The 15,660-nt window shown below is 71.4% G+C and carries 18 protein-coding genes; 11 read left to right on the top strand and 7 right to left on the bottom strand.

Going from position 1 to position 15,660, the window contains the following annotated elements; genetic code table 11:
• Positions 1-61 precede the first annotated feature (61 nt).
• The gene (locus tag D5S19_RS05095; RefSeq protein WP_233573721.1) at positions 62-835 is read left to right on the top strand and encodes a glycoside hydrolase family 16 protein; all 774 of its coding nucleotides are present in this window, start codon (positions 62-64) and stop codon (positions 833-835) included.
• A 241-nt stretch (positions 836-1,076) separates the two neighbouring features.
• On the opposite strand, the gene bla is transcribed toward D5S19_RS05095, so the two are convergent.
• Both bla and D5S19_RS05105 read right to left on the bottom strand, forming a co-directional pair.
• Positions 1,077-1,949, bottom strand: a complete 873-nt coding sequence (gene bla, locus D5S19_RS05100) for a class A beta-lactamase (protein ID WP_120022166.1) — start codon at positions 1,947-1,949, stop codon at positions 1,077-1,079.
• 192 nt (positions 1,950-2,141) lie between these two features.
• Positions 2,142-2,852, bottom strand: a complete 711-nt coding sequence (locus tag D5S19_RS05105; protein ID WP_120022167.1) for a S1 family peptidase — start codon at positions 2,850-2,852, stop codon at positions 2,142-2,144.
• A gap of 194 nt (positions 2,853-3,046) precedes the next feature.
• Between D5S19_RS05105 and D5S19_RS05110 the strand changes: the two genes are divergently transcribed.
• Positions 3,047-3,463 (top strand): STAS domain-containing protein, encoded by a 417-nt coding sequence (locus D5S19_RS05110; protein ID WP_120022168.1) that lies wholly within the window; start codon positions 3,047-3,049, stop codon positions 3,461-3,463.
• A 521-nt stretch (positions 3,464-3,984) separates the two neighbouring features.
• On the opposite strand, the gene D5S19_RS05120 is transcribed toward D5S19_RS05110, so the two are convergent.
• Both D5S19_RS05120 and D5S19_RS05125 read right to left on the bottom strand, forming a co-directional pair.
• The gene (locus tag D5S19_RS05120; RefSeq protein WP_120022169.1) at positions 3,985-4,680 is read right to left on the bottom strand and encodes a DUF4232 domain-containing protein; all 696 of its coding nucleotides are present in this window, start codon (positions 4,678-4,680) and stop codon (positions 3,985-3,987) included.
• 195 nt (positions 4,681-4,875) lie between these two features.
• Positions 4,876-5,085, bottom strand: a complete 210-nt coding sequence (locus D5S19_RS05125; RefSeq protein WP_098514547.1) for a CsbD family protein — start codon at positions 5,083-5,085, stop codon at positions 4,876-4,878.
• 197 nt (positions 5,086-5,282) lie between these two features.
• Here D5S19_RS05125 and D5S19_RS05130 point away from each other — a divergent pair, with 197 nt between their 5' ends.
• From D5S19_RS05130 to D5S19_RS05155, 7 genes are all read left to right on the top strand, one after another.
• Complete coding sequence (locus tag D5S19_RS05130; RefSeq protein WP_120022170.1) at positions 5,283-5,744, top strand: Asp23/Gls24 family envelope stress response protein; 462 nt, start codon at positions 5,283-5,285, stop codon at positions 5,742-5,744.
• Complete coding sequence (locus tag D5S19_RS05135) at positions 5,741-6,040, top strand: hypothetical protein (protein ID WP_120022171.1); 300 nt, start codon at positions 5,741-5,743, stop codon at positions 6,038-6,040. The genes D5S19_RS05130 and D5S19_RS05135 overlap by 4 nt, the downstream gene beginning before the upstream one ends.
• Positions 6,040-6,216, top strand: coding sequence for a hypothetical protein (locus tag D5S19_RS32345; protein WP_199730356.1), 177 nt, complete (start codon positions 6,040-6,042; stop codon positions 6,214-6,216). Before D5S19_RS05135 ends, D5S19_RS32345 begins: the two co-directional genes overlap by 1 nt.
• Complete coding sequence (locus D5S19_RS05140) at positions 6,203-6,604, top strand: Asp23/Gls24 family envelope stress response protein (protein ID WP_233573722.1); 402 nt, start codon at positions 6,203-6,205, stop codon at positions 6,602-6,604. The genes D5S19_RS32345 and D5S19_RS05140 overlap by 14 nt, the downstream gene beginning before the upstream one ends.
• Positions 6,601-7,125 carry a DUF6286 domain-containing protein gene (locus tag D5S19_RS05145; RefSeq protein ID WP_120022172.1) on the top strand — a complete coding sequence of 175 codons (525 nt, stop codon included), beginning with the start codon at positions 6,601-6,603 and terminating at the stop codon, positions 7,123-7,125. The genes D5S19_RS05140 and D5S19_RS05145 overlap by 4 nt, the downstream gene beginning before the upstream one ends.
• Positions 7,125-7,697, top strand: a complete 573-nt coding sequence (locus D5S19_RS05150) for an alkaline shock response membrane anchor protein AmaP (protein ID WP_120022173.1) — start codon at positions 7,125-7,127, stop codon at positions 7,695-7,697. Before D5S19_RS05145 ends, D5S19_RS05150 begins: the two co-directional genes overlap by 1 nt.
• A gap of 564 nt (positions 7,698-8,261) precedes the next feature.
• The gene (locus D5S19_RS05155; protein WP_120022174.1) at positions 8,262-9,389 is read left to right on the top strand and encodes a S1 family peptidase; all 1,128 of its coding nucleotides are present in this window, start codon (positions 8,262-8,264) and stop codon (positions 9,387-9,389) included.
• 163 nt (positions 9,390-9,552) lie between these two features.
• On the opposite strand, the gene D5S19_RS05160 is transcribed toward D5S19_RS05155, so the two are convergent.
• The 3 genes from D5S19_RS05160 to D5S19_RS05170 form a co-directional block, all read right to left on the bottom strand.
• On the bottom strand, positions 9,553-10,995 hold the full coding sequence (locus D5S19_RS05160) for an MDR family MFS transporter (RefSeq protein WP_120022175.1): 1,443 nt from the start codon (positions 10,993-10,995) through the stop codon (positions 9,553-9,555).
• A gap of 546 nt (positions 10,996-11,541) precedes the next feature.
• Positions 11,542-12,639 carry a calcium:proton antiporter gene (locus D5S19_RS05165; RefSeq protein ID WP_120022176.1) on the bottom strand — a complete coding sequence of 366 codons (1,098 nt, stop codon included), beginning with the start codon at positions 12,637-12,639 and terminating at the stop codon, positions 11,542-11,544.
• Positions 12,640-12,724: 85 nt separating this feature from the next.
• Complete coding sequence (locus D5S19_RS05170; RefSeq protein ID WP_120022244.1) at positions 12,725-13,090, bottom strand: RNA-binding S4 domain-containing protein; 366 nt, start codon at positions 13,088-13,090, stop codon at positions 12,725-12,727.
• Between the two features lie 667 nt (positions 13,091-13,757).
• On the opposite strand from D5S19_RS05170, the gene D5S19_RS05175 reads away from it, so the two are divergent.
• Positions 13,758-15,401: a fatty acyl-AMP ligase gene (locus tag D5S19_RS05175; protein ID WP_233573723.1), complete on the top strand. Its 1,644-nt coding sequence runs from the start codon at positions 13,758-13,760 to the stop codon at positions 15,399-15,401.
• Entirely contained in the window at positions 15,394-15,654 is a 261-nt protein-coding gene (locus D5S19_RS05180; RefSeq protein ID WP_120022246.1) for an acyl carrier protein, read from the top strand. Before D5S19_RS05175 ends, D5S19_RS05180 begins: the two co-directional genes overlap by 8 nt.
• The last annotated feature ends 6 nt before the right edge of the window (positions 15,655-15,660 follow it).

Here is a 15,660-nt window from a genome sequence, read left to right on the forward strand (position 1 = left end):
GATGCAGACAATGACGTCTCCTCGGCCCCCCTTCAGATGGCGGCTGCTCACTGTCCCCACTGTGCTGTCGCTGCTCGGCGCGCTCGCCTTCGCGCCGATGGCCTCCTCCGCCTCGGCTGCCCCCGCGGCCGCGTTCTCCGACGATTTCGACGGCCCGGCCGGTGCGGCGGCCGACGGGGCGAAGTGGAACTACGAAACCGGCGACAATCACGGCAACAACCACGAGCGGCAGTGGTACACCGACGGCGCGGCGAACGCGGCGCTGGATGGCATGGGCCACCTCGTGATCACCGCGAAGAAGGAGGACTCCGGCCACCAGTGCTGGTACGGCCCGTGCCAATACACCTCCGCCCGGCTCAACACCAGCGGCAAGTTCGCCACCGCCGGCGGGCACATCGAAGTCCGGATGAAGCTGCCGCGCGGGCAGGGCATGTGGCCCGCGTTCTGGATGCTGGGCGGCGGCAACTGGCCCGCGGACGGCGAGATCGACGTGATGGAGAACATCGGCCGGGAGCCGAACACGGTGCACGGCACCATTCACGGCCCCGGTTACTCCGGCGCGGGCGGCATCGGCGCGCCGTTCCAGGGGCCGAATTTCTCCGACGGATTCCACACCTACGCGGTCGACTGGACGGGCGGCAAGATCGTCTGGTCCGTGGACGGCCATGCGTACCAGACCCGCACCCCGGCGGATCTGCACGGCAATCGCTGGGTGTTCGACCACCCGTTCCATCTGATCCTCAACCTCGCGGTGGGCGGTGACTGGCCGGGCGATCCGGACGGGAATACCCCGTTCCCGCAGCAGCTCGTGGTCGACTACGTGCACGCGCGCTGACCTTCTCCGCGACCGGTGTCCGGCTCGTTCACGGCGGGCCAGGCACCGGTTTCCGGCGGTCACGCCTCCGCGCGCCCGACGCCCCGTGCGGGCGATAGTCGGCGGCGGGTACTCGAAGTGTCACCATTCGTTGTCGTACACGCGATGCAGCCGAACAGTCCACTGTGGATGGGCGGCGACCTTGCGCCTTCTGCGGGCCGGATGTCCAGCGCAGTCCGCACGACCACCCGGTACAACTCGATCAGGGCAAGGCCCGCACAACCTCGGTGGTCGCCCGCGCGAGCAGCTTGTCTTCGGATTTGGCGTCCTTGGCCGGCTTGCTGCTGAGCAGGACCAGCACGATCGGAGCGCGGTGCGGGGGCCAAAGGACCGCGATGTCGTTGCGGCCGCCGTACTCCGCGCTGCCGGTCTTGTCGGCGACCTGCCATCCCGCCGGGACGCCCGCGCGGATCACCGTCGCTCCGGTCGTGTTCGCGCGCATCATGTCGAGCAGGACCTTCTGATCGTCCGGGGTCAGGCCCCGGCCGAGTGCGCAGCCGCGCAGGTCCGCGGCCCAGGCCCGCGGCGTGGTCGTGTCGCGCAGATCGCCGGGCGTGGCCTCGTTGAGCGTGGGTTCGGTGCGGTCGACGTGGGTGGTGATGTCGCCCAGACCGCGTAACGACGCACCCAGCGCGGCCGGTCCGCCGATCTGCCGGAACATCAGGTTGGCCGCGGTGTTGTCGCTGTAGCGCAACGCGGCGTCCAGCACGTCTCGCAGCGGCATGCCGGTACCGACGTGTTTTTCGGTGATCGGCGAGTACGTCACGAGATCGCCGGCCTGGTATTTGATCACCTGGTTCAGGTCGTCGTCGCGTTTGAGGATGGCGGCGGCGCTGAACACCTTGTGTGTGGAGGCGTAGGCGAACCGTTCGTCCGCGCGGTAGGCCACTTCGCGGCCGCTGCCGGTGTCGACCGCGTAGACACCCAGCCGGGCGCCGAAGCTGTGCTTCAGCGCGCCGAAATCCGGTTTCGGCGCGCTGGCTGGGGCCGTCGCGGCGGGCGCGGGTGTTGCGCATGCGGTGAGGGAAACGACCGCGGCGAGCGCGGCGGAGGCCAGGGTCAGCCTGCGGGACACGGGAGCTCCTTCCGGGAGTTTGATCAGCTCTCGTAGTCTCGCCAGCGCTCGCCGGTCAGGTGTCGCGGGGGCGGAGCGTGCGGGTTCGTCGGCGCCCGGCGTGCTGCCGCGGCCGTCGCCGGGTCCGGGTGCCCGTGCGGGGTGCGTTCGTGGAATCGGCGGTTTTCATGGCGCCGGACCCGGGCACGGGGCTCAGACGCCCGCGACCGACTTGATCCAGTCGCGGTACCGGGTGACGTTGATGTAGGCCGTGGTGGTCGACCGGTCGCTGGTCGAGGCGACGCCTACCTGCTTGCCGTTGGCGTACATCGGGCCGCCGGAGTCGCCGCCGGCGGTGATGCCGTCGCCGCGTTCGGCGCAGACCGATACGCCCGCCGCGCCATCGGCGCAGTCGACCGAGTCAACCTTGACCTTGGCCACTTTCAGCACCGGCGACTGGCAGTCCCTCTCCGGCTTGTCGGTGCAGGTCGCGCCCCAGCCGTAGACCTCCGCCTGGTCGCCGGCCTTGACGTCGCCCTCGGTGCCGAGCGGGGCGTAGTCGGTCTTGAGCTTCTGGTCGATCTGCACCAGTGAGATGTCCGCGTTGTCGGAGTCGTGCACCGAGGTCGCGCTCACCTCGGTGCCCTTCGACTGGTCGAGATCGCCGACGTGGAAGGTGATCTGCTTGCCCTCGGCACCCTGGGTGCAGTGCCGGGCGGTGAGAATCCAGTCCGGCGCGACGATCGTCGCCGAACAGATCTCCTTGCCACCGGCGAACATCCGGGCGGCCGCGTGCGTCGAGTCGGCGTTGCCGCCGTCGATGATCGCGGGCGCCGAGCCGGGGGTGGCGGCGGCCGGCAACGCGGCGGCCAAGGCGGTGAACGCGATGCCGGACACGACGGCGGCGGTTCGGGCTATGCGCACTCGAAATCAGCTCCAACCGATGGGGACTCGGGGATGGTCAGTGAAGAACCCACCGTCGCGACTATCGGTGAATTGCGGAACCCGACGAAGGTCGTTCAAGGGGAAGAACCCGACTTTCGTCGTGGTCCCGCGCGCGGCCGCCCGATCGCGGAGTGTGCGCGCGCTCACTCCGGGTGGCAGGACAGAATGGGACAATGGCAGCCGGCTCCGAGGGATCGGCACGGCTCAGGTCGTCCTACTGCTACGACGACCTGGACGTGCTCACCGTGCTGTTGTCCGGCGAACTGGACGACGGCACGGCGCTGGTCGTGGTGCGCGCGGTGACCTTCGCTCTGGACAAACGTCCGCAGGCCTTGGTCCTCGACCTCACGGACCTGACCACACTGAGTGCCGCCGGGGTGCACGTCCTGCGCGCCGCACAGGACCGGGCCGCCACCGAGGGCGTCGCGCTCCGGCTGGTCGCCCCGACCGCGGGCGTGGCCTCCCGAAGCCTCGACGAGGCAGGCGTGTCGGGGGTCTTCGACGTCTACCCGAACCGCGTCGCGGCGCGGGTGGAGAACGATCGCACTGCCTTCCTCCGCCGCATGCGCCGCCGCCTCGGCGGCCGGTGACCGTTCGTCGCGCTGTATCGCGGGGTTGGTGTGGTGGTCCCGGTGGCGGTGCTCTCGCGGTGCGGGGGTCCCTTTCGCTGCGCCGCTCCGCAGCGACAGTCCCCTTCGCTCCGTCGCTTTGCTGTGAGTGTCCCCATCGCCGCACGACTCGGTGCGCGTGTCCCCATCGCCGCGATATTCGCTGCGAGGGTCGCGATCAGTTCGCGATCCGGGTGCCCAATGAGGCGGGAATGGCTGAATCGGGTGGAATTCTCCCGACGTCGAGTGCACGCTCCCCGAAGCGGGAAGCGGGAAGCGGGAAGCGGGAAGCGGGAAGCGGGAAGCGGGAAGCGGGAAGCGGGAAGCGGGAAGCGGGAAGCGGGAAGCGGGAAGCGGGAAGCGGGGAAGCGGGAAGCGGGGAAGCGGCCAGGCCGCGGCGCAGTGGCCGGCCGAGGAGCCAAGGTACAGACCCCAACCGGAACCACCGAGCCGGGCCGGGCCGGGCCGCCCTGTGGCTGCGCCGGGTACCTCGAAGCGGCCCGTCAAGCCCCGGTGTTCGCCACACCCGCGCGCACCGAGCCGACCGTCAGATACGGGCCGCCATCGCTGCACGTCGTGGTGGGCAGGGGAACGAAGGCGGCGCCGGTGTTGCCCGGCGGGTAGACCCGCAGGCCCCTGGCCTGGACCTGGTGGCAGTCGCTCTTCTGCGGCGCGCTGGACAGGAACAGCGCCGCCGAAGCACTGGCGCCGGGAGCGAGAGTGACTTTCGCGCCGCCGGGGTACCGGGTCGCGGGGACGCCCACCTGTTGTCCACCGTTACCGGACACGTAGGACACTCCGGGGGCGGAACGCAAGGTGCACGAACGGGAACCGGTGTTGGTGAACACCAGGGGCAGGTGCGAGCCCTGCATGTCGGCGTCGCCGGCGGACCTGTTCAGGGTGACTCGCAGGTACGCGGTGGGGCACAGTGCAGCGGATGCGGCACCGTCGGGTGCGGGTGTGCTGGACGTCGACGTGGCCGGGGCCGAAGTATCCGGGACAGGCGTACCGGCGACCGACGTCCCGGCCGGAGAGGAACTCGGTGGCACGGAAGTGCCGGTGTCGGCGATCGGTGCGGCACCCGGCGTGGCCGAGCCGTCGATGCCCGAGCCGCAACCACCAAGGGTCACGGCAGCCACGATCGCACCACCTGCCACAGCGGTGCGGGTGAGTGCGGTACGCGTCAGGGCGGTGCTCATTGTCTGTCACCTCCGTCTGCCGGCTCCCTGCCGGGCGAAGGAAAGATGCCCCATGGTAAGGAAATGATGCGTACCGGAGAGAATGCCCACGCCGACGCAACCTTTGCCGCGCCCAGACGTCTGTCGGGACAAGAGAACGGGTGGGCGCCAGCCCCGCGCGGGGCTGGCGCGCACCCGAATCTCCACTGTGGACGGTCAGTCCTTCTTGAAGGCGCCCTTGATCTTGCCCGCGGCGTCACCCACCGCGTCCTTGACGTTCTCGGCGGCCTGCTTGACCCCGGCCTTCGCCTGGTCCGCCTTGCCTTCGCCGGTCAGCTCGTCGTCACCGGTCGCGCGGCCGGCCGCCTCCTTGGCCTTGCCGCCGAGCTCGTCGGCCTTGTTCCCCATCTTGTCACCCAGGGACATGCGTGCGCTCCTTCCGGTCGGCACGGGCACTGTGCCCGTCGATTACCCGACCCGGGGCAACCGGAAACGGCACGCACCGGTTCGGGTGAACCGGATCTCACCCGAACCGGTGCGTGCGGATTGCCCGGCGGCGGTGTCGGACGGGGTAGTGGCGATCAGCCGATCGTCCCGATCGGCAGCTGACGACAGGAGAGACCATGGCCGACCCGACTGCCACCAAGTCCCGTCCGCAGAACGAGGCGGAGCAGCCCAGGAGGGGCACCCTCGCCACCAAGGAGGGCCTGACCACCATCGCCGACGTCGTGGTGCAGAAGATCGCCGGACTGACCGCCCGCGAGGTCCCCGGCGTGCACGCGCTCGGCGGCGGCGCGGCACGGGCGTTCTCCGCGCTGCGCGAGCGCATCCCCGGCGCGACCGCGTCGGCCGGCCAGGGTGTCTCGGTCGAGGTGGGGGAGAAGCAGGCGGCGGTCGACCTGCAGGTCGTCGTCGAATACGGCGCCTCGATCGCGGATGTGTCCCGGTCCATCCGGCGCGGCGTGATCGCCGGGGTGGAGCACATGACCGGCCTTGAGGTGGTGGAGGTCAACGTCGAGGTGGTCGACCTGCACCTGCCCGGGGACGACGAGGAAGCCCCGGCCGACTCCGGCCGGGTGCAGTGACGCCCGAGGCCACCGCGGACCGGATCGCCGCCGCCGTGACCGCCCTGCCCGCGGTGGCCGGGCTGCACGGCGGGCGGTTCGGGGAGGTCGTGACGCTGGGCATCGCCCGCCGGGTGCCCGGCGTGCGGGTGGGCGAGGAGGCGGTCACCGTGGCGGTCACCGCGCGGTTCCCGTTCGTGGCAGGCGAATTGGCCGAGGCCGTCCGCTCGGCCGCCGGGATCGGCGACCGCCCGGTGCACGTGGTGGTGGCCGATCTGGCGCTGCCGGAGGAAACCGCGGTGAAGGAGAAGGACTGATGAACGCGACACAACTGGGACTGCTCACCGGTCTCGTACTCGGCCTGGCCGCGGCGTTCGGCGGCTTCGGCGCGTTCGTGCTGGTGCTCGTGCTCGGCGCACTGGGCCTGCTCGTCGGCCGGGTGCTCGACGGCAAGCTCGACCTGTCGCAGCTGACCGGCCGTGACCGCGGCTGAGGCGGCCGTGCGCGACGCGGCACTGACCACTGTGGACGCCGCGGAGCGTGGCGCGCTGACCATCGAGGACTCCGTGGTGGCGGCCATCGCGGCACGAGCGGTGCGCGAGACGGACAACGTCGGCGGAGCAGCGGGCCGGGTCCTCGGCATCGGTTCCGCCGGCGCCCAGCGCCCGGCGAAGGTGACCGCCCGGGTGGAAGGCGGCCAGGTGACGCTGGATGTGCGGCTTTCGGTGGCCTATCCGGCCTCGGTGTCCCGCACGAGCGAGCGCGCACGGGATCATCTCACCGAGCGCGTCGGCGCGCTGACCGGGCTCACGGTGTCCAAAGTGGACATAACGGTCGGTGCGCTGCACCGTGCCGCGGAGAACGGGCGGAGGGTGCAGTGAAACGACGTCCACGCCGCGCCACCGCGGCCACGCTGACGGCGCTGGTCCTGCTGGCCGCCTGTGTGCTGGTGGCGGTGGTCGCGATCCAGCTGATCATCGGCGAACGGCCGTGGGTGAGCTACTCCGCGGTCGCCGGTGCGCTGAATCGCACGCCGTGGACCAGCTGGTGGCTCGAACTCGCCTCGATCGTGGCCGTGGTACTCGGGTTGTGCCTGCTGCTGTCCGCTGTCCTGCCGGGCCGTCGTACGGTGCTGCCCTTGCGCGGAGAGCTGGATTCGGGTGCGTCGCGGGCCAGCTACCGTTCGACGTTGCGCGCCGCCGCTTCCGGCGTCGACGGCGTCTCGGCGGCCAAGGTGCGGCTTGGGAGGCGGAGGGTCCGGGTTCGGGTCCGTACGCACCGTACGCGGTCGGAAGGGCTCTCCGAGGCCGTTGAGGCCGCGGTGACGCGTCGGCTCGACGAGGTTGGCCCGGTCGAACAGCCCGCGGTCCGGGTGGCCGTTTCGGCGACGAGGAGTTCGTGATGACCAGCCTGAACCGTCCGGTCCGGCTCAATCGCTGGCTGCTGGCCGTCTTCGGCGTGCTCCTCGTGGCCGCCGGGGTGTTCGCGTTCGCTACGCACATGCGTTGGCTGCGGGTACTGGACCCGGGCGCGCCGCTCGTGCCCGGTACCGCCCTGCCGCCCACCTGGGTGCTCTACGTCGTCGCCGGCGGTGCGGTGGTGCTCGGGCTGCTGTGTCTGCGCTGGCTGCTGGCCCAGCTCGTACGACGGCCGAAGACGCATTCGTGGCGCTACGAAACCGATCCCGATCGGGGCCGCACCGAGATGGCCGCCGACGCGGCGGTGGTGCCGTTCACCGAAGAACTGCGCGCGAGCGAGGGCGTGCACGCGGCCCGCGCGACGCTGGCGGGTTCCCGCGCGGAACCGGCCCTGGCACTCGTCGTGACGGTCGAGCAGGACGGTGACCCGCGGCGGATCCGTGAGCGACTGACCGAAGAGACCCTGCCCCGGCTGCGGCAGGCGCTGGACCTCGACGAACTGCCGGTCACCATCGAGTTCCGTTTCAGCACGGCGCGGGGCGCTCGGACCCACTGAACCCGGTGGCCATGGTTGTCGTGCGAACCCGGCGGGCCTCGACGATGCCCTGGTCTCATCCGTCCACATCGGACCGTGCGGGTCCGTGCCTGCCGATGGTCGAGTTCGCCTGCAGAGACCGCCTGCGACGAATACGAGCGCGCTGCCCGATGTCGCTGGACCAACCGGGTCTACGCCTATGCGATCTCGCGATCTCAGCCGTCGGACGCCTTCGCGCGGGTGGGGTTTCGGGGGCCGGGACGCTGAACCTTTTGCGGTGCCAGGTGACCCTGCGTAGTGCCCGGGGCTCTGCCGACGTGCGGTGGTGCTCGCGAGGCTGATCCGCCGGACGGGTGACCGGCCCCGACCGGGGCTTGATCGCCCGAGCGGGGTAATTGTTGCCGTCCTGGGGGAAGCAGCGGACCGGCGCGGGCTCCGGGCGGCTGGCGGCTGGATGCCTGCCGGTGCCGGTGGTGTCGGGAAACGGACAAAAACCCTGGCGAGGTCTGGACCATTCCGGAAACCGGTCGCACACTTCTGCGCACAGTGTGTTTCTTTCTCCCCCAGGTCCCCGGAGGAATGGCCATGCGTCGAAGAATCACCCTTTCCCTCAGCGGCACCGCGTTGCTCGTGGCGGGTCTCGCCACCGCGGCGCTCACCCCGGCGGCCGCACAGGCCTCGCCAGGGCTGCTCGCGGCCATGCAACGTGATTTCGGCCTGACCGCGAGCCAGGTCCAGGCCCGGCTCGGTCAGGAACTGGCTGCCACGAAGGTGCTCCCGGTCGCCGAGAAGGCGGCGGGCGCGGCTTACGGCGGCGCCTGGTTCGACCCGAAGCTGGGCAAGCTCGTCGTCGGCGTGACCGATTCCGCGGTCGACGGTGCGGTCCGCGCCACCGGTGCGGAGACCACGCCGGTGCGGACCACCGCCGCGGCGCTCGACGCGGCGAAGCAGAAGCTGGACGCGACCACCAGGACTCATCCCGCGCCGGCGTCGGTGAGCGGCTGGCGCACCGATCCGCGTACCGGGAGCGTCGTGGTTTCGCTCGTACCCGGTGCGCACGGGGCGGATGTCGACGCTTTCCTGGCTCGCGCCCGCGAGGCCGGCCCGGTGACCGTCGCGGCCGCGGCCAAGCCGAGGACCCTCGCCGCAGGCACGGTCGGCGGGGATCCGTACTACATCAACGGGAACGTGCGCTGCTCGATCGGATTCTCCGTGGAGGGTGGCTTCGTGAGCGCCGGGCACTGCGGTCGCGCCGGCAGCTCGGTGGTCGGCTGGGACGGCTCCGAGATGGGATCGTTCGCCGGTTCTTCCTTCCCTGGCAACGATTATTCGTTCATCCGGATCGGCAATGGCTGGTGGACCACCCCGGTCGTGCTCGGCTGGGGGACGGTGGGCGACCAGCTGGTGCGCGGTTCGGGGGTGGCTCCGGCGGGCTCGTCGGTCTGCCGCTCCGGCTCGACCTCGCACTGGCACTGCGGCACCGTGATCGCGCTGAACGAGACGATCAACTACGCGGAGGGATCGGTCTTCGGCATGACGCACACCAACGCCTGCGCCGAACCCGGTGACTCCGGTGGTTCGTTCATCACCGGCGACCAGGCACAGGGTGTCACCTCCGGTGGCTGGGGTGACTGCGGCTCCGGCGGGGAGACCTGGTTCCAGCCGGTGAACGAGATCCTGCAGACCTACGGGCTGCAGCTGGTCACCGCCTGATCCGTTGCCGAACGAGCGCAGGCGCCGCGTTTCCCGCGGCGCCTGCCTCGCCGGGCGTGGCTCGCCTGGGTTTCCGTCGGTCCGATGTGGACGGACGGTCATCGTTGCCGCGAAGGCGGACGACGAGCCGGGCCGACGTGCTCGCCGCCTCGCCAGGCAGGTGTCAGGTCTCCTCCCGGCCGGCCGGGCGCTTGGAGCGCACGAACCAGGCGCCGATCAGCCCGGCGATGCCGATGCACCCGGCTACCATGAAGGCCAGCTGCAGACCGGAGGCATCCGGGTTGCCCGCCGTACGATCGGCGCTGCCGATGGTGGCCACCGTGACGAACACCGCGGTACCCAGTGCGCCCGCGACCTGCTGGAGCGTGGAGAGGATCGCGCTGCCGTGGGAGTAGAGGTGGTCGGGCAGGGCGCCGAGCGATTCGGTCATCAGCGGGGTCATCATCAGGCCCAGCCCGGCCATCAGCAGCACGTGGATGCCGATCACCGCGATCAGCGGCGAACCCGGGCCGAGCGCGGAGAACAGCCACAGCGCGGCGGTCATCGCGGCCGCCCCGGGCAGCACCAGCGGGCGGGCGCCGACCCGGTCGAACAGGGCACCGACCGGACGGCCGAGTAAGCCCAGCACGAGCCCGCCGGGCAGCACGGCCAGCCCGGTGACGAGCGTCGAGGCGTGCAGCACGGTCTGCAGGTACAGCGGAAGCAGGATGGCGCCGGCGCCGATCAGGCTCATGAACAGCAACGCGGTGAGCAGCAGCGCGACCACGAAACCGCGATAGGTGAACGGCCGCAGGTCCAGCAGCGCGCGGTCCCGTCGTTGCAGGCGGAGCTGCCGCCAGGTGAACACGACCAGCGAGACCACGCCGACGACCACCGGCAGCCACGGCGGCACCGGGTGTTCGGCGCCTGCGGATTCGCCTGCCGCGGACAGGCCGTACAGCACTCCACCGAAGCCGATTGCCGACAGCACCACCGAAAACACGTCCAGGGGCACCGCGCGGGTCTCGCTTTCGACCCGCAGCTGCAGCATCCCGGTGACCAGCGCGGCCAGCGACAGCGGCAGCACGATGAAGAACATCCACCGCCAGCCGAGCGAGGAGAGCACCGCGCCGCCGATCGTCGGCCCGATCGCGGGCGCGACCGCGATGACGATGCTGATCGTGCCCATGGTCGCGCCGCGCCGGTGGGCCGGGACCAGCCGCATCACGGTGGTCATCAGCAGCGGCAGCATGACCGCCGTCCCGCACGCTTGCACCACACGCCCGGTCATCAGCAGGCCGAAGCCGGGGGAGAGGCCGCACACCAGGGTGCCCGCGCTGAACGCGGACAGCGAGAAGAGGAACACCTGCCGTGGGCTGAACCGTTCGAGCAGGAACCCGGTGATCGGGATGACCACGGCCATCGTCAGCAGGAAGCCGCTGGTCAGCCACTGGATCGTGGTGGTGGGCACCTGAAGGTCGACGGTCAGGTCCCGCAGTGCGACGCTCAGGATCGTCTCGTTCAGAATCATCACGAACGCCGACAGCACGAGCATGCCGATCAGCAGCCCGGCCCGTGCGGGCGGGCGCGGCGAGCGCACCTGGGTGTTCGAGGCCAGGTCGGTCATGGGCGGGGCTCCGTCGACAGGTGGGGCTCGGCGTCGTGCTGCGCGGTTGCGGGCGGGCCGGCGGCGGGATCAGCTGTGGTCAGGGTCAGGCCGGCGGCGAGGTCGGTCCGGCCGATGGCCGGGTTCGCTGGATCGCCAGGGTTGGCCTCGCGAACGGGGCCGTTCGCGAGGCCGCCCGCGGCGGCGGGAGCAGCGACAACCTGGCCAGCAGCGACGACGCACCTGTCAAAAACGACGCGACGGGCAGAGAGAATGCGACGGTCAGCGACCCGACGGGCAGCGACGACGACACGCCTGGCGGCGTGGGCACGCCGGTCAGCAAGGACCGGAAGGACGGCAGGGGCAGGAGAGACGGCAGGGGAAGCAAGGACGGCACGGACTCCGGGCAGAACGGCGCCGGGACGCCGGTTCTCGGTGGTCCGGCGGACCCTGGAAAACCGGACTGGGGGCTGGTGGAACATCACCCGGCCAGGATACGGACGAGCACCGACAGAAACCGCCATCCGCGAGGTCGGCGGGCAGATCGCAGGGGAGCCGGGGAGATCGTCAGGGGTTCATCGCAAGGACCAGGAACCCGGCGAGCAGCACCAGGTGCACGCCGCCCTGCAGGCGGGTGGCGCGGCCGGGGACCACGGTCAGCACGCTCACCACCACGGTCAGCGCGAGCAGCACGATGTGCGTCGGGCCGAGGCCGAGCTGCAGCGGGCCGGGCATCCACACCGAGGCCAGTGCGATCGCGGGGATGGTCAGGCCGATGCTGGCGATCGCGGAACCGTAGGACAGGTTCAGGCTGATCTGCATCCGGTCGTGGCGCGCTGCGCGGGCGGCGGCGAGGGTTTCCGGGGCGAGCACCAGCAGGGCGATCACCACGCCGACGAACGACTGTGGCAGCCCGGCCGCGCGCACGCCGGTCTCGATCGCCGGGGACTCCACCTTCGCCAGCCCGACCACGGTGACCAGCGCGATCAGCAGCAGCACCAGGCTCACCAGGGCGGTCCGGCGTGCCGGCGGCGCGGCGTGCCGGTCTTCGTCCTGCGCTTGCCCGTCTGCGCCGACGGGGAGGAAGAAATCGCGGTGGCGCACGGTCTGGGTCAGCACGAACATCGCGTACAGCACCAGCGACGCGATTGCGGCGAAGGTCAGCTGCGGGCCGGAGAACTCCGGGCCCGGCCTGCTCGTGGTGAAGGTCGGCAGCACCAGGCTCAGCCCGGCGAGCGTGGCGACGGTGGCCAGCGCCGCGCCGCTGCCCTCCGGGTGGAAGCGGGTCTCGCCGTACCGGCGGGCGCCGATCAGCAGGGAGAGCCCGACGATGCCGTTGGTGGTGATCATCACCGCGGCGAAGACGGTGTCCCGCGCGAGGGTGTCCGCCTTCTCGCCGCCGGAGGCCATCATCGTCACGATCAGCGCGACCTCGATCACGGTGACCGCGACCGCCAGCACCAGCGAGCCGAACGGTTCCCCCACCCGATGTGCCACGACCTCGGCGTGATGCACCGCGGCCAGCACCGTCCCGGCCAGCATGAGCGCGACGATCGTGACCGGCACCGGCCCGAGCTCGCGGCCCCAGGTGAGCACCAGCAGGACCACCGCGATCACCGGCAGCACGGTGGTCCACGAAGTCACGAAGGAACGCACGGTGGCCATGACCTCAGCCTCGCACAACGGTGTTCCGTCCGCCCGGCGTTCGGCCGGGGTGCTCCTGCTCCGTCCACAGTGGACTGGTCGGAGGTCAGCCGGACTGCTTGCGGAACTCGTCCAGGACGCGGCGTTCGCGCTTGGTCGGCCGTCCGGCGCCGCGTTCGCGGCGGGCCACCGGGATCGCGGCCTCCGGGGGCGGGGCGGGGGTACGGTCGATCAGGCAGGTGGCCGCGATCGGCGCGCCGACCCGTTTCTGGATCACCTGCACCACCTCGACCACCCGGGTGGTCGTGCCGATCCGGGCGCGGACCCGGTCACCGGCGACCACCGTGGTCGCCGGCTTCGCCGGACGGTCGTTGACCCGGACATGCCCGCCACGGCAGGCAGCCGCGGCGTCGGCGCGGGTCTTGGCCAGCCGGACCGCCCACAGCCAGCGGTCGACTCGGGTGGATTCCATGCCCTCCATCATGGCCCGGGGCCCCGTCCGGGCGCCGCCCGCGTCGGTTCCGGCCGGGACCCAAAGCTGTGAAGGGACCCTTCACGGACGCTGAGTCCGTGAAGGGTCCCTTCACAGACGTGCGCCGAGGGCGGGACGGCGGGAGCGGGCCGGGTGGCGGGCAGGCCCCCTGCGCCGACCCGCCACCCGGTGGTCCCCTCGTCCCCCGACGAACGAGGGGACCGTGGCTCCCGCGAACGAAACCCGGCACCACGGCGGTCGTGACGCAGCTCCCGTCGAAACTCACCCATTCGGGTGACGCTGCCCTGCGTGTGAGGGGTGTATCGGGCTGCCGAAAGCCGCGAGGCGGGAAGACGGCGACAGCGCTCGCATCAGCCGTGGGAGCACGCTGTGCCGACGGCGCTGCGGGTCCTGCGCCATAGGCGGACGACCCACCTCCACCGCACACCGGCTACCCGGGCACGTCGGTCCGAAGCCGCCGGATCTGTCCTAAATGGACAAAGAACGCCCCGGGGGATCTGCCGCCGCTGGAAGCCGTTCGGGCTGCAGCCGCGCCTGGCCACAGGGTCCGCCCGGACGGTAGTGTTGATCACCTGTCGTGGCCGGCCGGGTGGGGGAGCGCCGGGCGGAGCGCGTCCGTATCTGCTCCCGGTCCGGAGTGAGACCGTTGCCCTCTTCATCATTCGATCAGGGCGCGGTGCCGGCCGACGTGCTGCGCGTCTCCCTCGTGGAACGGCTTTTCGCCCGAGCCGAGGACGAGCGGCCCGCCTACACCCACCAGGACCACCTCGCCGCCAACGAGGACACGGTGAGCTGGGCCGAGCTGGTCCACAGGGCCGGTGTGGTGGCCGCGCACCTGTGCGCGGCCGCGCGGGCGGGGGACCGGATCGCGATCGTCGCCGCGCAGGAGATCGCCTATCCGGTCGCGTTCTTCGGGGTGCTGGCCGCGGGGATGACCGCGGTGCCGCTGATGGACCCGGCGGGGAGCGGGCTCGGCCGGCGGCTCGCCGCGATTCTGGACGACTGCGCCGCCACGCTCGTGCTGACCTCGCGCCGCGCGGTGGCCCGGGTGCGCGAGTTCGTGCCCGCGGACCGGCTCGTGGTCGTCGACGAACTCACCGGGACCCCGGCGGAACCGGTCCGGCCCGGGCCGGAGGATCCGGCGTACCTGCAGTACACCTCCGGGTCCACCCGCGACCCGGCCGGGGTGGTGATCCCGCACCGGGCGGTGGCCGCGGCCTGCTGGCAGGCGAGTCTTGCCTACGAGGTCGGCCCAGGTACCACCTGCGCGGGCTGGATCCCGTTCTTCCACGACATGGGGTTGATCCAGCTGCTGTGCCTGCCCGCGTTCGCCGGCTGCCGGTCGGTGTTCATGGCCCCGCTGGAATTCGTGCACCGCCCCCAACGCTGGCTGCGGCAGCTGGCCGGATATCCGGAAGTGTTCACCGCGGCGCCGAATTTCGCGTTCGACCTTGCCGCCGCGGAGCCTCCGCCGGAAGGTCTGGACCTCTCCGGCGTGCGCGTCGCGCTGAACGGGAGCGAGCCGGTGCGCCCGTCGACAGTCGCCCGGTTCCAGGAGGTGTTCGGCCCGCTCGGGTTCCGCCGCGAGGCGCACCGGCCTTCCTACGGGCTGGCCGAGGCCACCGTCTATGTCACCAGCGCCGGTCCGGAGGGACCGGTGAGCGCCACCTTCGACCGCGCGAAGCTCGCCGCGGGTGAGGCCGTGGAAACCGAAGGCGGGCAAGAACTCGTGTCCGTCGGACGGCCGATCGGGCAGCGGGTGCGCACGGTGGCCGAGGGCCGGGTGGTCCCGGACGGCGTGGTCGGCGAGGTCTGGGTGCACGGCCCGCACGTGGGCGCCGGGTACTGGGCCCGTGCGGACGACACGTTCGACGCCCGGCTCGAAGGACACGGCGGCTGGTTGCGCACCGGTGATCTCGGTGTGTGGCACCGGGGTGAGCTGTATCTGACCGGGCGGTTGAAGGACCTGATCGTGGTGGACGGCCGGAATTACCACCCGCAGGATCTGGAGGCGACCGCCGAACAGGCTCATCCGGCGCTGCGGCGCGGCCGGGTCGCAGCCTTCGGGGTCACCGGCGAAACGGGCGAGGGCGCGGTCGTGGCGGCCGAGTGGACCGGCTCGGCGGATCCGGTCGCGGTACGCCGGGCGGTACTGCGTGCGGTGTCCGCCGAATACGGCCTGACGCTGCGTGCGGTCCGGCTGGTCGAGCGGGGTGGTCTCCCGCGCACTTCGAGCGGCAAAGTCGCGCGGGCCGCCGCGCGGGCGCGGTACGGTGGCGGCCGTGGTTGATCTTTGTGCCGAGGTCGTGAAGATCGTCTGCGGCACGTTCCTGCTCGACCCCGCGGACGTGCACGAGGACAGCCTGCTGGAGGAGCTGGGCGTGGACTCCAAGGGCCGGGTCCGGCTGCTGGCCGCGCTGGAGGTCCACCACGAGGTGACCATCGGCCTGGCGCGGCTCGACCGGTTCACCGACATCGCCGCCGTGGCGGGGGTACTCGCGGACGCCTTGAACGAACGGACCGGCGCCGGCCGGGCCAGCTAGGAGAGC

The organism is Amycolatopsis panacis (genome assembly GCF_003600245.1).
Taxonomy (GTDB): Bacteria; Actinomycetota; Actinomycetes; order Mycobacteriales; family Pseudonocardiaceae; genus Amycolatopsis; species Amycolatopsis sulphurea.

Excerpts from the sequence above, each read along its gene's own strand:
- D5S19_RS05110 (WP_120022168.1), top strand. The coding sequence starts at position 3,047 with ATGGCAGCCGGCTCCGAGGGATCGGCACGGCTCAGGTCGTCCTACTGC.
- D5S19_RS05120 (WP_120022169.1), bottom strand. The coding sequence starts at position 4,680 with ATGAGCACCGCCCTGACGCGTACCGCACTCACCCGCACCGCTGTGGCA.
- D5S19_RS05125 (WP_098514547.1), bottom strand. The coding sequence starts at position 5,085 with ATGTCCCTGGGTGACAAGATGGGGAACAAGGCCGACGAGCTCGGCGGC.
- D5S19_RS05130 (WP_120022170.1), top strand. The coding sequence starts at position 5,283 with ATGGCCGACCCGACTGCCACCAAGTCCCGTCCGCAGAACGAGGCGGAG.
- D5S19_RS32345 (WP_199730356.1), top strand. The coding sequence starts at position 6,040 with ATGAACGCGACACAACTGGGACTGCTCACCGGTCTCGTACTCGGCCTG.
- D5S19_RS05150 (WP_120022173.1), top strand. The coding sequence starts at position 7,125 with ATGACCAGCCTGAACCGTCCGGTCCGGCTCAATCGCTGGCTGCTGGCC.
- D5S19_RS05155 (WP_120022174.1), top strand. The coding sequence starts at position 8,262 with ATGCGTCGAAGAATCACCCTTTCCCTCAGCGGCACCGCGTTGCTCGTG.
- D5S19_RS05160 (WP_120022175.1), bottom strand. The coding sequence starts at position 10,995 with ATGACCGACCTGGCCTCGAACACCCAGGTGCGCTCGCCGCGCCCGCCC.
- D5S19_RS05165 (WP_120022176.1), bottom strand. The coding sequence starts at position 12,639 with ATGGCCACCGTGCGTTCCTTCGTGACTTCGTGGACCACCGTGCTGCCG.
- D5S19_RS05170 (WP_120022244.1), bottom strand. The coding sequence starts at position 13,090 with ATGGAATCCACCCGAGTCGACCGCTGGCTGTGGGCGGTCCGGCTGGCC.